Source organism: Coxiella endosymbiont of Dermacentor marginatus, assembly GCF_907164955.1.
GTDB lineage: Bacteria > Pseudomonadota > Gammaproteobacteria > Coxiellales > Coxiellaceae > Coxiella.
The window spans coordinates 99,061-120,590 of sequence record NZ_OU015521.1 but is presented as its reverse complement, the minus strand read 5'-3'; the positions used below and the strand labels follow the sequence as shown (position 1 = coordinate 120,590).

The following is a 21,530-nucleotide window of genomic DNA, read 5'->3' as shown; positions in this document are numbered from 1 at the left end:
AGAAACTTTTGTTGGAAAACGAAATGTTCAGGATCTTGATGTATTATATTCTAAAGTAAATAATGAAGGAGCGGTGTGGTGCTCAAACATGGAAATATATCTATTTAAGAAGAGACTGATATTCTCTAGGAGGCCTGGGTGTTTATTTGGCAAGACAGTTTCGGTAATCCTAATCATGATACAAGGTAGTCCAACTGCTATGTTAAATCATAAATAAATTTCTTTGTGCATAGACAGAAGGGTGAGATCTTAAAAAGACTTAACTCCTGTATGTGGGAGTTATAAATGTCATAGAGGGTAAAGCATATGAACCGTCGTCCATTAGTGGCGGGAAATTGGAAAATGAATGGGAGTACTGAAACCGTTGCCGGACTATTAGAGGGGCTAAAAGATGGCTGTGAACGTGTGGAAACGGCGAAGCTAGTTATTTTTCCTCCTTATATCTTTATTCCACAATGCAAAGAAGCTCTATTGCGAACTCAAATCTCTTGGGGAGCTCAAGACGTCTCAGAGCATGAAGTTGGATCTTACACAAGTGAAATATCAGGGGCCATGTTGCGCGATTTTTCGTGCCATTACGTTATTGTCGGTCATTCTGAAAGGCGAAAGTTACATGGTGAGACAGACGAATCTGTGGCTCGGAAAGTAAAGAAAGCTCTAGAGAATGGAATTCGTCCTATACTTTGCGTCGGAGAAACTAAAGCACAGTATTCGGCAGACAAAACATTAAAAATCGTTCAAGAACAGCTTGCGGTTGTATTAAGTATGCACGATAATCAGGTATCATTAGATAATATCATAATTGCTTATGAACCAATATGGGCTATTGGAACAGGTAAAAGCGCTGCGCCTATCCAGATAGAAAAAATCCATTCTGCTATCCGGGAACAATTATGGCAATATGATGCTACATTAGCTAAGAATACACAAATTTTATACGGAGGTAGTGTAAAACCTGAGAACGCAAAAGCTTTGTTTGAAATGGAAAATATTGATGGTGCTTTGGTAGGAGGAGCTTCTTTGGAAGTGGAACAATTTTTAAAAATAGGAGAACAATGCAATCAATTATGTTAATTATTCATGTACTGATTGCAAGTTGCTTGATTGGATTAGTATTATTACAACATGGTAAAGGAGCAGATGCAGGTGCCGCTTTTGGTAGCGGTGCTTCTAATACCATGTTTGGAAGTATGGGTGCGACACCTTTTTTTATGAAAGTGACGATTATTTTGGCAGCTGGTTTTTTTGCTACGAGTATTGGGCTTAGTTATCTAGCGTCACATCACTCAGGTGAAGGGATAAAAACGCAACCTTTACGGGCACAACCACTGAAAAACTTTTAACCTGGAACAAAGATACCCACGCTCAATTGACATTGCCGAAGTGGTGGAACTGGTAGACACGCTGTCTTGAGGGGGCAGTGGGAAAGAAGGCCCGTGCCGGTTCGAGTCCGGCCTTCGGCACCAGCTCAGCTGTTGTCAAAAAGGTTTTGTTGTACTTTATATAGATGTAGTAAGATCAAACCTGATAATTTTTAGTAAAACTAGACTTACTCTCTGTACTCAGAGGGGATTTTGATTTTTATTTTTAACGGAAATAGCGCGTGTTAGCACATTATTTTTCAATCTTAGTATTTATTGGTATAGGTATTTTTATCGGAATGATAGCTCTGACAATGGGTTGGTTCTTAGGCCCTCGTCGGCCGTATAGAGATAAATTATCTCCTTATGAATGTGGTTTTGAAGTTTTTCACGACGCTCGCTTACCTTTCAATGTCCGTTTTTATCTAGTGGCGATTCTCTTTATTATTTTTGATTTGGAAACTGCCTTTTTATTTCCATGGGCTGTTGTTTTACGGCATATTGGTTGGTTAGGATTTTGGGCAATGATAGTTTTTCTGACGATTTTAGTAGTCGGGTTTATTTACGAATGGAAACATGGTGCTTTGGATTGGGAATAAATGAAGCAATTATTAAACAGAGAAGGTTTTCTTCTTGCATCGATTAATGATTTAGTCCAATGGGCTCGCAGCAGTTCTCTATGGCCTATGACATTTGGTCTCGCGTGCTGCGCGATTGAAATGATGCAATGTGCTTCTTCTCGTTATGATTTAGATCGATTTGGAGCAGGTCTGTTTCGTCCAAGCCCACGTCAATCCGATGTAATGATTGTGGCCGGTACATTGTGTAACAAGATGGCTCCTGCATTACGTAAGGTTTATGATCAGATGACCGAGCCTCGATGGGTAATTTCTATGGGTTCTTGTGCAAATGGAGGAGGATATTATCATTATTCTTACTCTGTAGTACGGGGTTGTGATCGAATTGTACCAGTTGATGTATACGTACCAGGCTGTCCGCCCACAGCAGAAGCTTTATTTTACGGCATCATTCAGTTACGAAACAAAGTTCGGCACCAAAATGTATTTAATCGAAAAGATTTAAAGGATCAGAATGTCTGATAGAAAAAATTTGACTAAGACCATTAAAAATCGTTTTTCGACTCTTATAGAAAACTTGGATGATGAGCTTGATATACCAACGATAGAATTACTTCCTACCTCTCTTCTAGAGGTATGCATGGCTTTGCGAGATGAACCCCCTTTTCATTTTGAATTATTGTTAGATATTTGTGGTGTGGATTATTTAGAATATGGTACTAGCGAATGGAGTACTGAAAAAACAACAAACACGAGCTTTAGTCGCGGTTTTAGAAAAAGCATAAAAGAACAAACGATTTCTTGGAACAAACCACGCTTTGCTATTGTTTATCATTTATTGTCATTACGTAATAACCACCGTTTGCGGTTGAAAGTTTATGTCAATGGTGATTCTCCGATGGCACCCTCCGTCATTAAGGTATGGAATTCGGCAGATTGGTATGAACGAGAAGCCTTTGATCTATTTGGAATTGTTTTTGGTGGACACCCCGACTTGCGACGATTATTAACCGATTATGGTTTTATAGGTCATCCTTTCCGTAAGGATTTTCCTTTGATTGGAGAGGTTGAACTTCGTTATGATGCAGCGCAACAATGCTGTGTTTACGAACCTGTAAGTATTCAACCTCGAGTATCAGTGCCAAAGGTCATTCGTTCCGACAACCGATATAAAAAGGACGAATAAATGGCTAAAATTCGTAATTTCACTTTTAATTTCGGGCCGCAACATCCTGCAGCTCATGGTGTGTTGCGACTTATTGTTGAAGTAGATGGTGAAGTAATCCAACGCGTGGATCCTCATATTGGCTTATTGCATCGTGCTACAGAAAAATTAGCAGAAAGTAAACCCTATAATCAAACAATTGGTTATATGGATCGTTTGGATTATGTGTCAATGATGGCTAATGAACATGGTTATGTATTAGCGATTGAAAAATTATTAGGAATTGAGCCACCTATGCGTGCGAAATATATTCGTACACTATTTGATGAAATTACACGCATATTAAACCATTTATTATGGTTAGGCGCTCATGCATTGGATGTGGGGGCGGTAACCGTCTTTCTTTACTGTTTTCGTGAACGAGAAGATTTAATGGATTGCTATGAGGCTGTATCTGGTGCGAGAATGCATGCTACCTATTATCGCCCTGGGGGTGTTTATCGTGATTTACCTGATAGCATGTCAAAATATAAGCCTTCGTATTGGCATAGTGAAAAAGAAGTTAAAAAATTAAATAAAGTTCGGGAAGGTTCTTTGTTAGATTTTATTTGGGATTTTACCGAGCGATTTCCCAAATTAGTAGATGAGTATGAAACACTATTAACAGACAATCGGATTTGGAAACAACGCACTGTAGGTATTGGAGTTATTTCCCCAGAACGAGCTTTACAATTAGGTTTTACAGGACCAATGTTACGTGCATCAGGTATCAAATGGGACCTTCGAAAAAAACAACCTTATGCGGCTTATAATCAAGTAGATTTTGATGTTCCTATCGGTAGTGAAGGCGATTGTTATGATCGTTATCTAGTTCGCGTTGAAGAAATGCGACAATCCAGTCGCATTATTCGTCAATGCATAGAATGGCTGCGTAAGAATCCTGGACCTATAATGATCGATAACCATAAAATCGTGCCACCAAAACGTGAAGCAATGAAGCGTGATATGGAAGCGCTCATTCACCATTTTAAATTATTCACTGAAGGTTATATTGTTCCCGAAGGCGAAGCTTACGCAGCTGTAGAGCAACCCAAAGGTGAATTTGGAGTTTATATTGTTTCTGATGGAGCGAATAAACCCTATCGTGTTAAAGTACGCGCGGCAAGCTATCCCCATCTGGCTGCAATAAATGAAATGTGTCGTGGACATATGATTGCTGATTTAGTCACTATTATCTCTAGTATTGATATTGTTTTCGGTGAGATAGATCGCTAATGAAAAAAGAAGTTAGTTCATTATCCTTTATTATTAGTGAAGAGGTGGAAAAAGAAATTAACCTTTGGTTAGTAAAATACCCAAGTGATCAAAAAAGATCAGTTATTGTACCTGCGTTGTTATTTGTACAAAAACAAAATGGCGGATGGTTAAGCAGAGCAGCGATGCATGCTGTAGCGGATTATCTAGAACTACCGAGAGTATGGGTTTATGAAGTGGCTACTTTCTATGAAATGTATAACTTGAAACCGATTGGTAAACATAAAATTGGAATTTGTCAGAATGTGTCTTGTTTTTTACGCGGAAGCGACGAAATCGTTGCGTGTATTAAAGAGCACTCAGGAATTGATTTTAATGAAACCACGCCCGATGGCTTATTCACCCTAAAAAGTGTGGAATGCATGGCAGCTTGTGGGGGAGCACCTATGTGCCAGATTGATGATCACGAATATTACGAAAATTTAACGCCAGAAAAAATGTTGGCCATAATTGATAAATTAGAGCAGGAGTCGAAAACAAATGCTTCTTAATGCAGTTTGCTATCGTACTCTTCATTTGGCTGAACCTTGGACACTAAAATCATACGAGAGTATTGGGGGCTATAAAGTATTACGCAAAATTCTTAAGGAAAAAATACCATCTGAAAAAATCATTAATGAAATTAAAGAATCTTTCTTACGAGGTCGCGGTGGCGCTGGTTTCCCAACGGGGTTAAAATGGAATTTTGTTCCGCGTGATATTCAAGGACAAAAATACGTTATCTGTAATTCTGACGAAAGTGAGCCTGGCACGTTTAAAGATCGTGATATTTTACGGTTTAATCCTCATCAATTATTAGAAGGAATTGTAATTGCTTGCTATGCGCTAGGAGTAACGGTTGGTTATAATTTCTTGCGCGGTGAGTTTTGGGAACCTTTCAATCGGTGTGAACAGGCGTTATTGGAAGCACGAGGAGCTGGATTGATTGGAAAGAATATTTTGAATTCAGGTATTGATATTGAAATTCACAATCATTTTAGTGCTGGTGCGTATATTTGTGGCGAAGAAACAGCGCTCATGAATTCCTTAGAAGGAAAACGAGGATGGCCCCGATTTAAACCACCTTTTCCGGCTAATTTTGGTTTATACGGACGCCCTAGTGTTATTAATAACACGGAAACTTTTGCTTCTGTACCGGTGATTTTAGAAAAAGGAGGAAAATGGTTCGCCAATTTAGGGCTATCAAAAAATGGTGGGACTAAAATTTTTTCTGTAAGTGGGCATGTTGCAAGACCAGGAAATTATGAAGTTCCCTTAGGAATTCCCTTTACTGATTTACTGGAATTAGCAGGAGGCATGCATAAGGGTGGTGAATTAAAAGCAGTTATTCCGGGTGGCAGTTCAATGCCTATATTGCCAGCCCGTATTATAATGAAAACTACTATGAGTTTTGATGGAATAATGGAGGCAGGCTCTATGCTGGGATCTGGAGGTGTGATGGTAATGAATCAATCTACCTGTATGGTGAAAGTATTAGAGCGAATTTCCAAATTTTATATGCATGAATCCTGCGGCCAATGTACACCTTGTCGAGAAGGAACAGGATGGATCTATCGTTTAGTTCATCAAATTGAAAGAGGCAAAGGAACGAAGCGAGATTTAAAACAACTTAGTCAAATAGCTAAGGGTATCGAAGGTCGTACTATTTGCGCATTTGGAGAGGCATCTGCATGGCCTGTTAGTGGGATGCTAAAACATTTTTATGACGAGTTTGCTTATCATGTGGAACATGGGAAATGTGTGGTATGAATAATAAGTTTATAAAACGGCAAAGAGTATGGTTGAACTCGAAATAGACGGTAAAAAAACAACAGTGGAAGAGGGGGTCTCCATTATCGAAGCTGCGAATGAAATAGGTATTTATATACCGCATTTCTGTTACCACAAAAAATTATCTATCGCAGCTAATTGTCGAATGTGTTTGATCGAGATTGAAAAATCTGGAAAGCCACTCCCTGCCTGTGCGACTCCAGTCACTCCTGGAATGAGGGTATTCACCAAATCTAAAAAAACTATCGAAGCTCAGCGCTATGTAATGGAATTTTTATTAATAAATCATCCGCTAGATTGCCCTGTCTGTGATCAAGGAGGTGAATGTGCGTTACAAGATTTAGCGATGGGTTTTGGTCGATCGTATTCCAATTATGAAGAAACAAAACGAGCTATTTTTAGTGAAAATATTAGCCCATTGATTGAAACTGAAATGACTCGTTGTATTCAATGTACCCGTTGCGTACGATTTGGAGAAGAAATTGCTGGCCTTCCTGAGCTTGGAGTCATTAATCGTGGCGAGAAAGAGGTGATATCAACTTATGTCAAGCATTTTATGCAATCAGAAGTATCTGGGAATATTATCGATATTTGTCCTGTAGGTGCATTAACGGATAAACCCGCACGGTATCGAGAACGAGGATGGGAACTTCACGAGGTTTTTTCCATAGCGCCACACGATTGTGTGGGAGGAAACATTTTTCTACACAGTCGGCAGAAAGCATCTGCTCCTCAACGTAAAATTATGCGCGCTGTTCCCTGTGAAAACGAAATGATAAACGAAACTTGGATGAGTGATCGCGATCGCTTCAGCCATTTTGGGCTCTATCATCCATCGCGCATTTATCAGCCACGCATAAAAAAAGAGGGACGATGGATAGAAGTTGCTTGGGAAGAGGCTTTTAAAATTATTACGGATCGCACAAAAGTTCTTATTAAGAAGTATGGCGTAAATCAGTTGGGCGCACTAGTATCACCTAACTCTTCAATTGAAGAACTTTATTTATTCCAAAAATGGTTTCGGGGATTGGGTAGTTCTAACATCGACCATCGAGTTCGTTGGCAAGATTTTAGTGATCAAGACAAATTTGCGACTTTCCCTAATTTGGGGCTCCCTATCGCCGAAATTGAAAAGTTGAATGCTATTTTGTTAATCGGATCTAATATCCGTTTTGAACAACCTCTGATTAGTCACCGAATTAATAAAGCCTGCTCTGAGGAAGCCAAGATATTAGCTATTAATCCGATGGACTTCCCTTTTGTTTTTGACCTTGAAGAAAAGTTAATTGTTTCACCAACGACATTAATAAACGCCTTAGCTCAGGTAGCTAAAGTATTAGGAGGCAATATCGTGCCTAAAATTTTAAAAGGTGTTCGCTCTGAAAGAAAGGCAAAAAAGATTGCGGAAATTCTAAAAGCATCCCGAAAAGTGGCTATTTTCTTAGGAGAACATGCGTTACATCACGAGAATGCTGCCGCTATCCGAGCTCTCGCACAATTTATTGGACAGCAGAGTGAAGCAAGTTTGGGCCTTCTTACCGAAGGGGCAAACAGCGCTGGTGCTTGGCTAACTGGTGCGATACCTCATCGAGGACCTGCAGGTAAACACTTAACCGAAATAGGACTTGATGCGAAAAAAATGTTAATGAAATATCCTTTAAGAGCCTATTTTATATTAAATTTGGAGCTTGAATTAGATTGTGCTTATCCTGCAGAAGCCATCCATGCGTTAAAAAGTGCCGAACTTGTTGTTTCTTTAACAACATTTACCAATCCAAAAATGGAAACTTATGCTGATATTATGCTGCCTATAGCACCTTTTTCCGAATCAGATGGAGGATTCATGAACGTTGAAGGTCGCTTTCAATCTTTTTCAGCAGCAAGTATACCGGAAAGAGACTCACAAGTTGGTTGGAAGGTATTAAGAGTACTTGGCAATTATTTTGAGTTACCTGGATTTGATTACAAAACAATTCAAGAAGTGCGCCATGAAATTGCTCAAACCATTCCGGAAATTGAGTGGGATATAAGGCAAAAAATCCATTTAGAAAAGAGACGTTCATCTTTTTCATTAAGTTCCGAATCTACTCTTAAATCTCAAGAAAGGGATTCGAAATTAACACGTCTGGCACCTTGGCCAATGGTCAGAGTAGATAATTTAGTTCGTCGTTCTAAACCATTACAAGAAACTTTAAGCGATCAGATGATTTCTATAGGACTCAACAATCAAACAGCTTCTCAGTTAGAGTTTAAAGCAGGAGAATTGATTACAGCAATTCAAGGTGAAAGCCGAATTATCTTACCACTACTGATAGAGAATCGCTTAGCAAATAATACTGTACTTTTAGCATCAGGATTAGGGGAAACAGCTAGTTTTGGTCAAGCAGAAACAGCAATTACCTTGAAAAGGGGTTAATAGTGGAAGACCAATTGCTCGCCTTAATTTTAATTATCATTAAAATTATTATTATCTTAATTCCATTAATGCTTGTAGTTGCTTTTTTGACGTTTGCCGAACGAAAAGTTATTGGTTACATGCAATCTCGCGTGGGGCCAAATCGCATAGGATTTCGAGGATTCGCTCAACCTATTGCGGATGCACTTAAGTTACTCTTTAAAGAAATCATTATTCCAACTGCTTCGAACCGATATCTGTATATTATTGCCCCAATATTGGCGTTAGTGCCTGCCTTGGCTGCCTGGGCAGCTATTCCATTTGCTAAAGAATGGGTGTTGGCTAATGTGAATGCAGGACTATTGTTCTTATTTTCTATGACTTCTTTAGGGATTTATGGAATTTTAGTTGCTGGTTGGGCATCGAATTCTAAATATGCTTTTTTTGGAGCACTGCGTTTAGCGGCTCAAGTCATTTCTTACGAAATTCCGATGGGTTTTACTCTCGTCGGTGTTCTTATTGCAGCAGGAACTATGAATTTGCAAAGAATTATTCTTCGTCAATCTGGGGGAATATGGCATTGGTTTTGGATCCCATTACTGCCATTATTTTTAGTTTATTGGATAACAGCGATAGCAGAAACAAATCGCGCTCCCTTTGATGTAGCGGAAGGTGAATCTGAAATTGTTGCAGGTTTTCATGTTGAATATTCTGGAGTTACTTTTGCACTTTTCTTTTTAGCAGAATATGCAAATATGGTTTTAGTAGGAGGGATCGCGACTATTATTTTTTTAGGTGGTTGGTTATCACCTTTTCAGAAAATACCAATTTTAGACACACTTTTTGCCTGGGTACCTGGAGTAATTTGGTTTGTACTTAAATTGTCGCTTTTTATTTTTACTTATTTTTGGATGCGAGCAACATTTCCACGATACCGTTATGATCAAATTATGCGTTTATGTTGGAAAATTTTAATACCTATAACACTAATATGGATAGTTGTATCAGGACTGGCAGTGGAATTTTATTGGTGCCACCATGGTTTTAATTAATGAAATCTTTAAAACAAATTATTAAAAGTTTTACGTTGTGGGAACTTGTGAGAAGTCTCTCCTTAACTTTACGTTATTTTTATAAAAAAAAGGTTACTATTCACTATCCTGATGAAGAAATTCCTAGCTCATTTCGTTTTCGGGGTATACTCGCTTTACGACGTTATCCTAATGGAGAAGAGCGCTGCATTGCTTGCAAATTATGCGAAGCTGTCTGCCCCGCTTTAGCCATTACAATTGAAGCAGCGCCTCGTGAAAAAGACGGATCCAGACGAGCGACGGTTTATGACATTGATATATTTAAATGTATTAATTGTGGTTTTTGTGAGGAAGCGTGTCCTGTTGATGCCATTGTATTAACGTCAGAAATGCACTACAGCATTAAGAATCGTGGAGAAAATATTCTGACAAAGGAAAAATTATTAATGATTGGAGATATATACGAGGAGCAAATTGCAAAGGATCGGGAGAAAGATAGAAAATATAGATGACTCTATCATCCAGCCTTCTCTTCCTTCTGAGAAGGGGGAATTAGAGATATGCCTTTACTCGTAGCAATCGCCTTTATTGAAGGCGAGAAGAAGTTTTTCTTTTATTTTTCTCTCTAGATAAGAGAGTAGGGTGTTGATTTGGTAGAGAATAAAAAATATTAAGGTAAACAAATGCTTCCAATATACGAAATCATATTTTTTATTTTTTCAGCAATCTTGATTACGGCTACAGTAATGGTGATTATATCGCGCAACTCAGTGTATGCTGCCTTTTTTCTCGTGCTCACATTTTTCGCCAGTGCTATTTTATGGATGATGATGCAAGCTGAATTTTTAGCTTTGGTATTAATCTTTATCTATGTTAGCGCAATTATGACCCTATTTTTATTTGTTGTAATGATGTTAGATATTAACCTCTCTAAAACGAGAGAAAAATTTGTGAAATTTTTACCTTTTAGTGTAACTGCAGTGTTATTATTAATTGCTACTATGATTATAACGGTAAATCTACACCACTTTGGAATTTCTATTATTTCATTGCCTCAAGTGCCTGACAATAATAGCAACATTAAGGCTATAGGTAGTCTTCTTTATACTGATTATCTTTATCCTTTTGAAATTGCCGCTGTTATCTTGCTTGTTGCTATTATTGCGGTAATTACATTGGCGTTTCATGGCCGAAGATCTGATGCTAAGGTACAACGAGTTCCTGAACAATTAAAGGTCGAAAAATTAGATCGCTTACGAGTGGTAAAGATTAAGATGGAAAAACAGTGATTCCTATTCCTCTAAGTTATTTTTTAACAATTGGTGCTATTTTATTTGGCTTGAGTTTCGCAGGAATAATTATTAATCGTAAAAATTTAATCTTATTATTAATGTGTATTGAACTGATGTTGTTGGCAGTTAATACTAATTTTATCGCTTTTTCTCAATATTTAGAAGTAAGATCAGGAGAACTATTCGTATTTTTTATTCTAACTATAGCGGCAGCTGAGTCGACTATTGGTTTAGCAATTTTAGTCTTATTTTATCGTCGTCGTGGCAGTATTAATGTCGATGACATGAACATTTTAAAGGGTTAATTTAAGTATGATTAAGATCCTGACCTTAATTACTGTGCTAGGACCTTTTTTAGGATGTTTGATTTCTGGATTTGGTGGAAAATACCTTGATCGGAGAAGAACACAATGGACCACAATTGGTTTAATGACTGTTTCGCTTTTAAGTACCGTGTGGGTATTTATATTGGTGGTTGTAAATAGCAACCATTACTATGGAACGATCTATACTTGGGGAATTAGCGGTAAATTTCATTTTAATTTTGGTGTTATGGTAGATTCATTAACCGCCGTTATGATGCTGATTATTACCTTTATTTCCTGGGTAGTTCATATATACAGCATTGGTTACATGGCTGATGATCTTAGTTATAAAAGATTTTTTTCTTATATGTCGATGTTTACTTTCGCCATGTTAATTCTGGTGACGGCCAATAATTTCTTTCAATTATTTTTTGGTTGGGAAGGAGTGGGATTAGTTTCTTATTTATTGATTGGATTTTGGTTTGAGAAGGAATCAGCGGCGGCTGGTAGTTTAAAAGCTTTTTTGATTAATCGAGTAGGAGATTTTGGATTGATTTTAGGTATTGCTGCTATTTTAAATTATTTTGGAAGTCTTGATTATCATACCGTTTTTTCAGAAGCTTCCGGAATTTCAAAGACAATGATTAGTATTTTTCCCAGTCTCCATTGGTCAGTGCTCACGATGATTTGTATTTTATTATTTATTAGTGCCATGGGAAAATCTGCTCAAATACCTTTGCATGTATGGTTACCAGAATCAATGGAAGGTCCAACTCCTGTTTCAGCCTTAATTCATGCCGCAACGATGGTGACAGCAGGCGTATTTTTAGTCGCTCGGATGTCACCTCTTTTTGAATTATCACAAGTAGCTTTAAGCACAGTTTTGGTTATTGGAGCTACTACAGCGATTCTCACAGGTTTATTAGCTTTTGTTGAATTTGATATCAAACGTGTTATCGCGTTCTCCACGATGTCTCAGTTAGGCTATATGATGGCAGCTGATGGTGCTTCTGCCTATTCAGTAGGAATATTTCATCTATTAGTACATGCTTGCTTTAAAGCTTTATTATTTTTATCTGCTGGATCGGTTATTATCGCTCTACACCATGAGCAAGATATGCGTAAAATGGGAAACCTTCGAAAATACTTACCTACAACTTATATAACATTTCTGATTGGAGCCTTATCTTTAGCAGCTATTCCTCCATTTTCTGGATTTTATTCTAAGGACGCTATTATTAAAGCAGTTTCCTGTTCGACTATTCCCGGAGCTCAGTATGCTTATCTCTGTTTACTGTTGGGTACCTTCGTCACTGGTTATTATATTTTTCGTGCATTTTTCTTAATATTCCATACTTCAGAGCGAATAGCACCCGAACTGCAATCTATTAAAGAAACGTTGTGGAGCATGAAAGGTTCTCAATGGATTTTAAGCTTTCCTTCATTAACGTTAGGAGCAATTCTTATTTATTGGATACTTTATCATAAGCCTAATTTATTAGGCTCCAGTATTGAAGTTTTACCTCCACACGATGTTTTGCAAGTAATGCGGGTTGAATTTCAAAATGCTCTTTATATGGCTTATTGTTCTGTTGCAACATCTCCATTTTGGGATTCCGTTTTAGGCATTTTTTCTGCTTGGATGATGACGATTGCTCGACCACATATTCCAAGATTGTTATCACAACGATTATCTTGGCTACATCGAATTTTGGTAGCCAAGTATGGTTTTGACGCGTTTAATTGGCTCGTCTTTGTCCGGAGCGGGCGAGCAATAGCTAATTTTTTCTTTCGGGTAAGTGATTTTAAAATACTAGACCATTTTATCGTAGGCGGTGTAGGACGAAATGCAATTCATATAGCACGATTAATGCGTCGATTACAATCTGGTTACCTTTATCATTATATTTTTGTAATGATTTTATGTTTGTTAGCTTTTCTAATTTGGTTGGTATTATCTTAAGATAAATGATGTTTAAACATATACCTTTATTGAGTACGCTTATTTGGTTACCTATCTTGGGAGCTATTCCTGTTGCGATGCTTAATAGTGCTAAAAAAGCCACTCAAACACGCGTACTGGCGCTGATTATTGCTTTAATTTCTCTGATTCTTTGTGTTCCACTGTGTCTTAGTTTTAATACTGCTAGTGCAGAGATGCAATTTACAGAGCATTTAACTTGGATTCTAGCTCTCAAAATAAATTATGACCTAGGCGTTGATGGAATTTCAATGCCGCTAGTAATACTTACCTGTTTTACCACTTTATTGGTTGTATTAACTTCTTGGACCATGGTTAAGAAAAAAATAGGCCAATATTTATCTGCTTTTCTAGTAATGCAGGGTGCTGTGATCGGAGTCTTTTCTTCACTGGATGCAATGCTTTTTTACTTTTTTTGGGAGGCTATGTTGATTCCTATGTATCTCAGTATAGGTATTTGGGGAATGGAAAACCGTTCCTATGTGGCTATTAAATTTTTCTTATATACCTTTTTTGGGTCCGCTTCATTATTGGTAGTCTTATTATATTTGCGTATGCACTCAGGAAGTTTTTACATTCTTGATTATTATCGACTACATATGGGAATGGCTATTCAGATTTTAGTTTTCTTAGGCTTTTTTATTGCTTTCGCTATTAAAGTGCCAATGTGGCCTTTTCATACTTGGTTGCCTGATTCGCATACTGAGGCACCAGTGGGTGGATCTGTAGTGCTAGCTGCATTGATGCTGAAATTAGGAGGATATGGATTTTTACGATTTAGTTTGCCTATTGTCCCAGATGCGAGCTGTCATTTAGATTGGTTAATGATTGGGCTTTCTTTGATTGCTATTGTGTATATTGGTTTTATCGCTATCGCTCAAACAGATATGAAGAAATTAATTGCCTACTCTTCTATCGCCCATATGGGATTCGTTACCTTAGGTACATTTATGTTATTTATAATCGTAGTACGTACAGGCAGTCGTCAAGATGCTTATTTAAGTCTTGAAGGAGCGATGGTACAGATGATTTCTCACGCTTTTAGTGCTGGGGCAATGTTTTTGGCATTTGAATTTCTCTATAAGCAGCTCCATTCTAGATATATCAATGATTTTGGTGGTATTGCTAAAACTATGCCTTATTTTTCATCATTTTTTATGGTTTTCGCAATGTCAAATGTTGGTTTGCCAGGGACTTCTAGCTTTGTAGGTGAGTTTATGATTTTACTCAGCGCGTTTAAGGCCAGTTTTTGGGTAACTTTTTTAGCTGCTTCTACGTTAGTTATTGGGGCAGTGTATACATTATGGATGTATAAACGCGTATTTTACGGCCCAATTACCAACACTTCGGTTGCACAATTAACTGATATCGTGTTAACTGATAAGGTTATTTTCACTTTAATAACTGCAGCGATTGTTTGGATTGGAATTTATCCAAATGCTTTATTGAACGTATTTCACACATCAATTGATCAATTGCTGCAAGAAGCTTTGCAATCGAAGTTATAAAAATCAACAAGATGTTATCCACTTTACCAAACTTAATTCCTGCCTTACCGGAAATATTTGTATTATTAATGGCATTAGTAATTTTGATAGTGGGTACTTTTTTTATAAGATATTCTCAAATTCCCTATTACCTTGCTCAAACTACTGTAATAGTAGTTTTTTGTTTAACATGGTGTGTTTTTCCAGTAAGCGAATTTTCAACGACGATCTTTACATTCCATCACATGTTTGTTTTAGATCATTTGTCATTTTATTCTAAGCTTTTCATTTATCTATTGATCCTTTTTGTATTTCTCTATGCACGTGAATATAATCAGGAACGCAAAATTCCAGCTACAGAATTCTATGTACTAGGTCTTTTATCATTATTAGGAATGATGGTCCTAGTTTCTTCACATAATTTATTGATGATCTTTTTAGGACTAGAATTATCCTCTCTTCCTACTTACGCTATGGTTGCCATGCAACGTCGAAAAACTCGCTGTGTTGAAGCTGGAATGAAGTATTTTATTATTGGTGCTATTGCTTCTGGAATGCTGACTTATGGAATATCTATGGTTTTTGGCGCGACCTGTAGCTTAGATTTAACTAACATTTCAGTGGCAGTGAGTCAAATGTCTATCCATCAAAATTTAATTTTGGTCTTTAGTTTAATATTTATAGTAGTAGGTATTGCTTTTAAATTAGGAGTAGCACCTTTTCATATGTGGATTCCTGATGTTTACGAAGGTGCGCCAAGCTCAGTGACTCTATTTATTTCTACGATACCAAAAATAGCGGCCTTTGCTATGACTATTCGTTTATTGGTGAATGCAATGCCGGCCTTGCAGGGACAATGGCATGAAATGCTCGTAGTAGTCGCAATTTTATCTATGGGTATCGGAAATTTTGTTGCTATTGTGCAATCCAACATTAAACGAATGTTAGCTTATTCGTCGATTGCTCATATGGGTTATATGTTACTTGGAATTTTATGTGGAACAAAAGAAGGGTATGCAGCCGCTATGTTTTATATTATTACTTACAGTTTTATGGCCTTAGGTGGTTTTGGTATGATTATTTTAATGAGTCGAAAGGGTTTTGAATCTGAGGATATTAAAGATTTCACTGGATTAAACAACCGTAATCCGTTATTGGCTTTTATGATGATGTTAATTTTATTTTCTTTAGTAGGTATACCACCTTTTGTTGGTTTTATCGCTAAGATAGGAGTTCTTGATGCCCTAATTAAAGTGCATTTAGTGTGGCTTGCAGTTCTTGCTGTTTTATTTGCCATTGTTGGTGCATATTATTACATTCGAGTTGTGAAAGTAATGTACTTCGAAAATTCTCCTGTTTCTCTTAAGCCTGTAAAATATTCTTTCGAATTAAAAATTGCTATTTTAATTAATGGCCTAGCTGTTCTCTTTATGGGTATTTTCCCTGGGTGGTTATATGCTCTTTCACATCTAGCCTTTTAAAAATTTTTTCTCTTTCTTTCTAATAGGTGATGGAGGAGAACGCAAAAATGTACTGCTCCCTGATCTGCCTTTTTCTTGTCCGCGGTGTTATCCTTCCAAGATTTATACAAATTTAAGTATTTACTTTTATTAAAAAGATCTGAAGCCTATGTAAGATACTATAGCTGAAAATCGCTGATAAATTTTATGAGCTTGTCATTTTGGTTTATCTATTATAATATAGAATCTATCATAGCAGTGCGGGGTGGAGCAGTATGGCAGCTCGTCGGGCTCATAACCCGAAGGTCGTGGGTTCAAATCCTACCCCCGCTACCAGAGAGATTTTAGAGATTAAGTAAACCCCTTAAATAAAGGGGTTTGTTTGTCTAGATGGGGGCTTTTGTGCCCTTTTTATTTTTTTGAAGAAAAAGTAGATAATAAGCTACGAAAACACTTAGAATGCATAATCGTACACCCACAGTAGAAACGCTAGGATTGATTTGGTGTATAAGGTATGAGCTCTTTTCGATAAAGAAGGCAACATGTGTTGCGAGTAGCCGTTGATAGTTCTATTGGGTGTAAATCTTGAAGATTGCACTAGAATTAGTTATCAATTAAGCACCATGCTAGATATCGAGAGTCCAAAGTAGTTGTTATAATTTGGAAATTTCATCGACAGATTTTTAAACGACCGACCTTAAATACGATTAGCCGTTATCATCGATTTATTGAGATGCAAAGTGAAAGTGCGTTTGCATAAGCTGTGAGAATGCAAATACTAGATTTGCTTACGAGAGGAGGGTACCATCAGAATGATGGGGAAACGAAGTTGAGGTAACAGTAGAAATCAATCATGTGATGGTGAAAATAAATTGGAATGAAATTGAGGGAGCGAATTTGATGGCAGATTTTTGAGGGCTGAAAAATGAATAAAGACATTTTGCTAATAGTTAACTCAATGTCTAACGAACGTGGACTTCCGAAAGAAGTTATCTTTGAAGCCATCGAAGCAGCTTTGGCTACTGTGACGGCAAAACGTTGTGATGAAGATAATGTCAAAATTCGCGTATCTATTAATCAAAAAAGTGGTAGTTATGAAACTTTTCGTTGCTGGACGGTAGTAGAAGCTGAGCCATTAGAATTACCTGGTCAACAAATTTCCTTAAATCAAGCACGAGAGATTGATTCTGATTTAGAAATAGGTGATATCATTGAAGAACCTATTGAGTCTGTAAGATTTGGTCGTATCGCGGTCCAACAAGCTAAGCAAGTGATAGTTCAAAAAGTACGTGAAGCTGAGCGAACGAAAATTATTCAACAATATAGAAAACGGGTGGGAGAGCTAGTTATCGGAATAGTTAAGAGAGTAACCCGTGACAGTATTATTTTAGATATGGGTGAGAATGCGGAAGCATTGCTGCTACGAGAAGAAATGATTCCGAGGGAAGCTTTTCGGATTAATGATCGTATACGCGTTTATTTATTGGATGTTCGTCAGGATAAACGAGGACCTCAATTATTAGTAAGTCGTACCCGACCAGAATTTTTAGTTGAATTATTCAAAATTGAAGTACCGGAAGTTGGAGAGGAAGTAATTGAAATTAAAGGCGCTGCGCGAGATCCTGGTTCGCGAGCGAAAATTGCTGTTAAGACGAATGATGGACGAATTGATCCTATTGGCGCTTGTGTAGGCATGCGTGGGTCGCGTGTTCAAGCAGTTTCTAATGAATTGGGGGGTGAGCGTATTGATATTATTTTATGGGATGATAATCTCGCACAGTTAGTGATTAATGCTATGGCCCCAGCGGAAGTTACATCCATCATAGTAGATGAAGATTCTCACACGATGGATCTTGCAGTTCCAGAGGAACAATTATCTCAAGCAATTGGACGCAGTGGACAGAATGTTCGTTTAGCCAGCGAACTAACAGGTTGGACACTTAATGTTATGAGCGAAACTGAGATGGTACAAAAACATGAAAAAGAAGTAGTTAATATTAAATCCATTTTCATGGAAAAATTAGATGTTGATGAAAAGGTCGCGGAGGCGTTAGTACAAGAAGGTTTTACGAACTTAGAAGAAGTAGCTTATGTTCCAAAAGAAGAGTTGCAAAATGTTGCGGGGTTTGATGATGAGATTGCTAACGAATTGCAACTTCGTGCAAGTGACGTTTTACTTACGCAAGAAATTGCAAATCGAGAAGGATTAGATGAAAAGGATCCCCTAGAAGATTTATTAATAGTCGAAGGTATGACAAAAGATTTAGCTCGTCAACTTTTAGATAGTGAAATAACAACTAGAGAGGATTTGGCAGAAAAGTCAGTGGATGATTTAAAAGAGATTATTGATATTGATGAGGACTCTGCTGCTAAATTAATTATGGCAGCAAGAGCTCATTGGTTTGAGAAAAGATAAGAGTTAACATATGGCTGATATGAGCGTTGAACAATTGGCCAACTTAGTTCGGACAACTCCAGAGCGTCTTTTAAAACAATTAAAAAACGCAGGAGTTGCTATCACTCACGTCAATCAAACCGTTACTGATGAACAGAAAAGAAAGTTACTTCTGTATTTAAAAACAATTAGCAGTTCTTTATCAGATGAAAAACATCCGAACATTATTTTAAAGCGCAAGAAACTTAGCATTGTCAAACTAGGAAAGAAAATCGTTAGTGTGGAAATACGCTCTAAGAGTACGTATATAAAACCAATTACAATATCTGAAAAAGAAATTTCACAAGAGTCTGCTTCCCCTGTCTCTGAAGCGCAAGGAGCTAAAGGAATGGAAATAGCAACTACTGCAACTACTGTTGGGCCGCAAGCCATTCCTAAGTTCATAACTAAGTCAGAAGTTAAGAGAAAACTGGCTGAAAGTAAAGAAGCTCCTAAAAAAGTTGCGCATAAAGAATCACGAGGCCGACGTAAAAGTGAAGAAGATGAATGGGGATATGAAGAACTCCATATGTCAAAACTTGCCGAAGAACGTCGTCGACGTAAACTGGGTTCTTCCGAGATAGATAAAGCCAAATCAAGGCTCGAGCATAGCTTTGAGAAACCAACTGCTCCAGTTGTTCGTGAGGTAACAATCCCAGAATCAATTACTTTGGCTGATCTTGCTCAAAAGATGTCTATAAAAGCATCCGAAGTTATAAAAACTATGATAAAAATGGGCGCAATGATCACTATTAATCAACGAATTGATCAAGAAACAGGAGCTATCATCGTGGAAGAAATGGGACACAAAGCTAAGCTTATCAAAGATGATGCTGTTGAGGAAGATTTGGAAGCCACTTTAGGAGAAGTAAGTGGAGAAACCAGACCACGTGCCCCTGTTGTGACAATTATGGGTCACGTAGATCATGGAAAAACATCGCTTTTAGATTATATTCGCCAAACCAAAACAGCAAGTATTGAGACAGGGGGAATAACTCAACATATCGGTGCTTATCATGTAGAGACTGAATTAGGAATGATTACCTTCTTAGATACTCCAGGGCATGAGGCGTTCACGGCTATGCGATCTCGGGGAGCTAAGTGTACGGATATAGTGGTATTGGTAGTGGCAGCTGATGATGGAGTAATGCCTCAGACGATTGAAGCAATTCAGCATGCTCGTGCGGCAAATGTGCCGTTAGTCGTGGCAATTAATAAAATAGACAAACCAGGAGTAGATCTTAATCGAATTAAAACTGAATTATCTAAACAAGAGGTTATTCCAGAAGAATGGGGTGGGGAAACCATGTTCCGGCTGATTTCAGCTAAGACAGGTGAAGGTATTGATTCCTTGTTGGAGGGTATTTTGCTTCAAGCCGAGGTGTTAGAACTGAAAGCTGTAGATGAAGGGCCTGCGCGAGGAATTGTGATTGAGTCTCGTTTAGATAAGGGGAGAGGTTCTGTGGCTACTATCTTAGTGACGAGTGGTAGGCTGCACTTAGGTGATATATTATTAGTAGGTCAAGAATATGGTCGAATCCGCGCTATGATTGATGACCATGGTAAACTTTGCTGTCAAGCAGGCCCCTCAATGCCTGTTGAAGTATTAGGACTTTCGAGTACTCCTATAGCGGGTGAGGAAGCAATAGTAGTTCAAGATGAACGCAAGGCACGTGAAATTGCGCGTTTTCGTCAGGGGAAATACCGCGACATTCGCTTATCGAAGAAACAAACAACTCATTTAGAACGTGTTTTTGATCGCATGAGTGAAAATGAACAAAGCGCTTTAAATATCATGTTAAAAGCTGATGTGCAAGGTTCATTAGAAGCTTTAACGGAAGCTCTCAATAAACTATCAACCGATGAGGTCAAAGTAAGTATTATTGCTAGCGGAGTAGGTGCAATTACTGAATCGGATGTGCGCTTAGCTATTGTATCGGATGCGGTTATTATTGGCTTTAATGTTCGTGCTGATGTACCAGCACGAACATTAGTAGAACGAGAAAGCGTTGATTTACGTTATTACAGCGTAATTTACAATTTAATTGATGAAGTGAAAAAAGCCCTCAGTGGATTATTAACTCCGAAATTTGAGGAAAAGATTATTGGCCTTGCCCAAGTGCGTGAAGTTTTTCGTTCTTCTAAACTGGGTGCCATTGCTGGATGTATGGTTTTAGAGGGAGCAGTACGTCGCCATTTACCCATTCGTGTATTACGTGATAATGTGGTTATTTACGCAGGGCAATTAGAATCTTTGCGTCATTATAAAGAAGACGTGACTGAAGTTCGTCAAAGTATGGAATGTGGAATTGGCGTAAAAAATTATAATGACATAAAAATAGGTGATCAAATTGAAGTTTATGAAAAAGTTCAAGTTGAACGAAAGATTACCTAATCAACGCCAGCAGAAAGTAGCTGATCTTATTCATCAACAACTAGCTAAACTTCTTAAAAAAGAAGTTTATGATCCCCGGTTAACCTCAATTTCTTTAACGGCTGCTTCTGTCTCCCATGATTTAAAGCAAGCCAAAATTTTTTACACATTGCTCAAAGATCAAAATCCCCGAGAGGTTCAAAAAGTTCTTGATAAAGCTACGGGTTACTTGCAGCATTTATTAACCGAAGTCACTGTATTACGTTATATTCCTAAATTACAGTTTGCTCATGATGAATCTATTGAAAAAACAGATAAAATTCTGCTACTTATTAAGCAAGCCATTCAAGATGATAATCAAGTAAAAAAATAAGACTGAAATCGTAGTACGAGGAAAGCAATCTAGGTACAAAGTATAATGTGATGAAGTATTCCTCAATTTATTCATTATGGTAGTGTTATGTTGATGAAACAATAATAAACCTGAAGAAGCGAAATTTATTTAAAACCCATATCACAATGCTAGCAATTTGTGATTGAGAGGTTTGATCTAACTTGAGGCAATAAGAATATCTAACTGATG

Annotated in this window: 19 protein-coding genes and 2 tRNA genes; all 21 read left to right on the top strand. The window is 37.6% G+C overall.

Annotated elements, in window-relative coordinates; translation table 11 throughout:
- Positions 1 to 306: 306 nt before the first annotated feature.
- The 21 genes from tpiA to rbfA all read left to right on the top strand — a co-directional run bounded on the left by tpiA (position 307) and on the right by rbfA (position 21,320).
- Entirely contained in the window at positions 307 to 1,074 is a 768-nt protein-coding gene (tpiA, locus tag ONG85_RS00515) for a triose-phosphate isomerase (RefSeq protein ID WP_264435637.1), read from the top strand.
- Positions 1,056 to 1,343 carry a preprotein translocase subunit SecG gene (gene secG, locus ONG85_RS00510; RefSeq protein ID WP_406566711.1) on the top strand — a complete coding sequence of 96 codons (288 nt, stop codon included), beginning with the start codon at positions 1,056 to 1,058 and terminating at the stop codon, positions 1,341 to 1,343. Before tpiA ends, secG begins: the two co-directional genes overlap by 19 nt.
- Before the next feature lie 34 nt (positions 1,344 to 1,377).
- A tRNA-Leu gene (locus ONG85_RS00505) sits at positions 1,378 to 1,466 on the top strand.
- 194 nt (positions 1,467 to 1,660) lie between these two features.
- Complete coding sequence (ndhC, locus tag ONG85_RS00500) at positions 1,661 to 1,960, top strand: NADH-quinone oxidoreductase subunit A (protein WP_264435854.1); 300 nt, start codon at positions 1,661 to 1,663, stop codon at positions 1,958 to 1,960.
- Positions 1,961 to 2,461: a NuoB/complex I 20 kDa subunit family protein gene (locus tag ONG85_RS00495; protein ID WP_264435636.1), complete on the top strand. Its 501-nt coding sequence runs from the start codon at positions 1,961 to 1,963 to the stop codon at positions 2,459 to 2,461.
- Positions 2,454 to 3,125 carry an NADH-quinone oxidoreductase subunit C gene (locus ONG85_RS00490; RefSeq protein WP_264435635.1) on the top strand — a complete coding sequence of 224 codons (672 nt, stop codon included), beginning with the start codon at positions 2,454 to 2,456 and terminating at the stop codon, positions 3,123 to 3,125. The genes ONG85_RS00495 and ONG85_RS00490 overlap by 8 nt, the downstream gene beginning before the upstream one ends.
- The gene (locus ONG85_RS00485) at positions 3,126 to 4,379 is read left to right on the top strand and encodes an NADH-quinone oxidoreductase subunit D (RefSeq protein ID WP_264435634.1); all 1,254 of its coding nucleotides are present in this window, start codon (positions 3,126 to 3,128) and stop codon (positions 4,377 to 4,379) included.
- Entirely contained in the window at positions 4,379 to 4,909 is a 531-nt protein-coding gene (gene nuoE / locus ONG85_RS00480) for an NADH-quinone oxidoreductase subunit NuoE (RefSeq protein WP_264435633.1), read from the top strand. The genes ONG85_RS00485 and nuoE overlap by 1 nt, the downstream gene beginning before the upstream one ends.
- Entirely contained in the window at positions 4,899 to 6,167 is a 1,269-nt protein-coding gene (nuoF, locus tag ONG85_RS00475) for an NADH-quinone oxidoreductase subunit NuoF (protein WP_264435631.1), read from the top strand. The genes nuoE and nuoF overlap by 11 nt, the downstream gene beginning before the upstream one ends.
- Positions 6,168 to 6,195: 28 nt before the next feature.
- Positions 6,196 to 8,604 carry an NADH-quinone oxidoreductase subunit NuoG gene (gene nuoG, locus ONG85_RS00470; protein WP_264435630.1) on the top strand — a complete coding sequence of 803 codons (2,409 nt, stop codon included), beginning with the start codon at positions 6,196 to 6,198 and terminating at the stop codon, positions 8,602 to 8,604.
- A 2-nt stretch (positions 8,605 to 8,606) separates the two neighbouring features.
- Complete coding sequence (gene nuoH / locus ONG85_RS00465) at positions 8,607 to 9,635, top strand: NADH-quinone oxidoreductase subunit NuoH (protein WP_264435629.1); 1,029 nt, start codon at positions 8,607 to 8,609, stop codon at positions 9,633 to 9,635.
- Positions 9,635 to 10,126 (top strand): NADH-quinone oxidoreductase subunit NuoI, encoded by a 492-nt coding sequence (gene nuoI / locus ONG85_RS00460; RefSeq protein ID WP_264435628.1) that lies wholly within the window; start codon positions 9,635 to 9,637, stop codon positions 10,124 to 10,126. The genes nuoH and nuoI overlap by 1 nt, the downstream gene beginning before the upstream one ends.
- A 171-nt stretch (positions 10,127 to 10,297) precedes the next feature.
- Positions 10,298 to 10,903, top strand: coding sequence for an NADH-quinone oxidoreductase subunit J (locus tag ONG85_RS00455; RefSeq protein ID WP_264435627.1), 606 nt, complete (start codon positions 10,298 to 10,300; stop codon positions 10,901 to 10,903).
- Positions 10,904 to 10,908: 5 nt separating this feature from the next.
- Positions 10,909 to 11,211 carry an NADH-quinone oxidoreductase subunit NuoK gene (gene nuoK / locus ONG85_RS00450; RefSeq protein ID WP_264435853.1) on the top strand — a complete coding sequence of 101 codons (303 nt, stop codon included), beginning with the start codon at positions 10,909 to 10,911 and terminating at the stop codon, positions 11,209 to 11,211.
- 7 nt (positions 11,212 to 11,218) lie between these two features.
- Complete coding sequence (gene nuoL / locus ONG85_RS00445) at positions 11,219 to 13,174, top strand: NADH-quinone oxidoreductase subunit L (protein ID WP_264435626.1); 1,956 nt, start codon at positions 11,219 to 11,221, stop codon at positions 13,172 to 13,174.
- A gap of 5 nt (positions 13,175 to 13,179) precedes the next feature.
- Positions 13,180 to 14,700, top strand: a complete 1,521-nt coding sequence (locus ONG85_RS00440) for a complex I subunit 4 family protein (RefSeq protein ID WP_264435625.1) — start codon at positions 13,180 to 13,182, stop codon at positions 14,698 to 14,700.
- Between the two features lie 11 nt (positions 14,701 to 14,711).
- On the top strand, positions 14,712 to 16,160 hold the full coding sequence (gene nuoN, locus ONG85_RS00435) for an NADH-quinone oxidoreductase subunit NuoN (RefSeq protein WP_264435624.1): 1,449 nt from the start codon (positions 14,712 to 14,714) through the stop codon (positions 16,158 to 16,160).
- Positions 16,161 to 16,398: 238 nt separating this feature from the next.
- Positions 16,399 to 16,475 (top strand) — tRNA-Met (locus ONG85_RS00430).
- 589 nt (positions 16,476 to 17,064) lie between these two features.
- Entirely contained in the window at positions 17,065 to 18,555 is a 1,491-nt protein-coding gene (gene nusA / locus ONG85_RS00425) for a transcription termination factor NusA (RefSeq protein WP_264435623.1), read from the top strand.
- A gap of 10 nt (positions 18,556 to 18,565) precedes the next feature.
- The gene (gene infB / locus ONG85_RS00420; RefSeq protein ID WP_264435622.1) at positions 18,566 to 20,968 is read left to right on the top strand and encodes a translation initiation factor IF-2; all 2,403 of its coding nucleotides are present in this window, start codon (positions 18,566 to 18,568) and stop codon (positions 20,966 to 20,968) included.
- Complete coding sequence (gene rbfA, locus ONG85_RS00415) at positions 20,949 to 21,320, top strand: 30S ribosome-binding factor RbfA (RefSeq protein ID WP_264435621.1); 372 nt, start codon at positions 20,949 to 20,951, stop codon at positions 21,318 to 21,320. The genes infB and rbfA overlap by 20 nt, the downstream gene beginning before the upstream one ends.
- Positions 21,321 to 21,530: the final 210 nt, after the last annotated feature.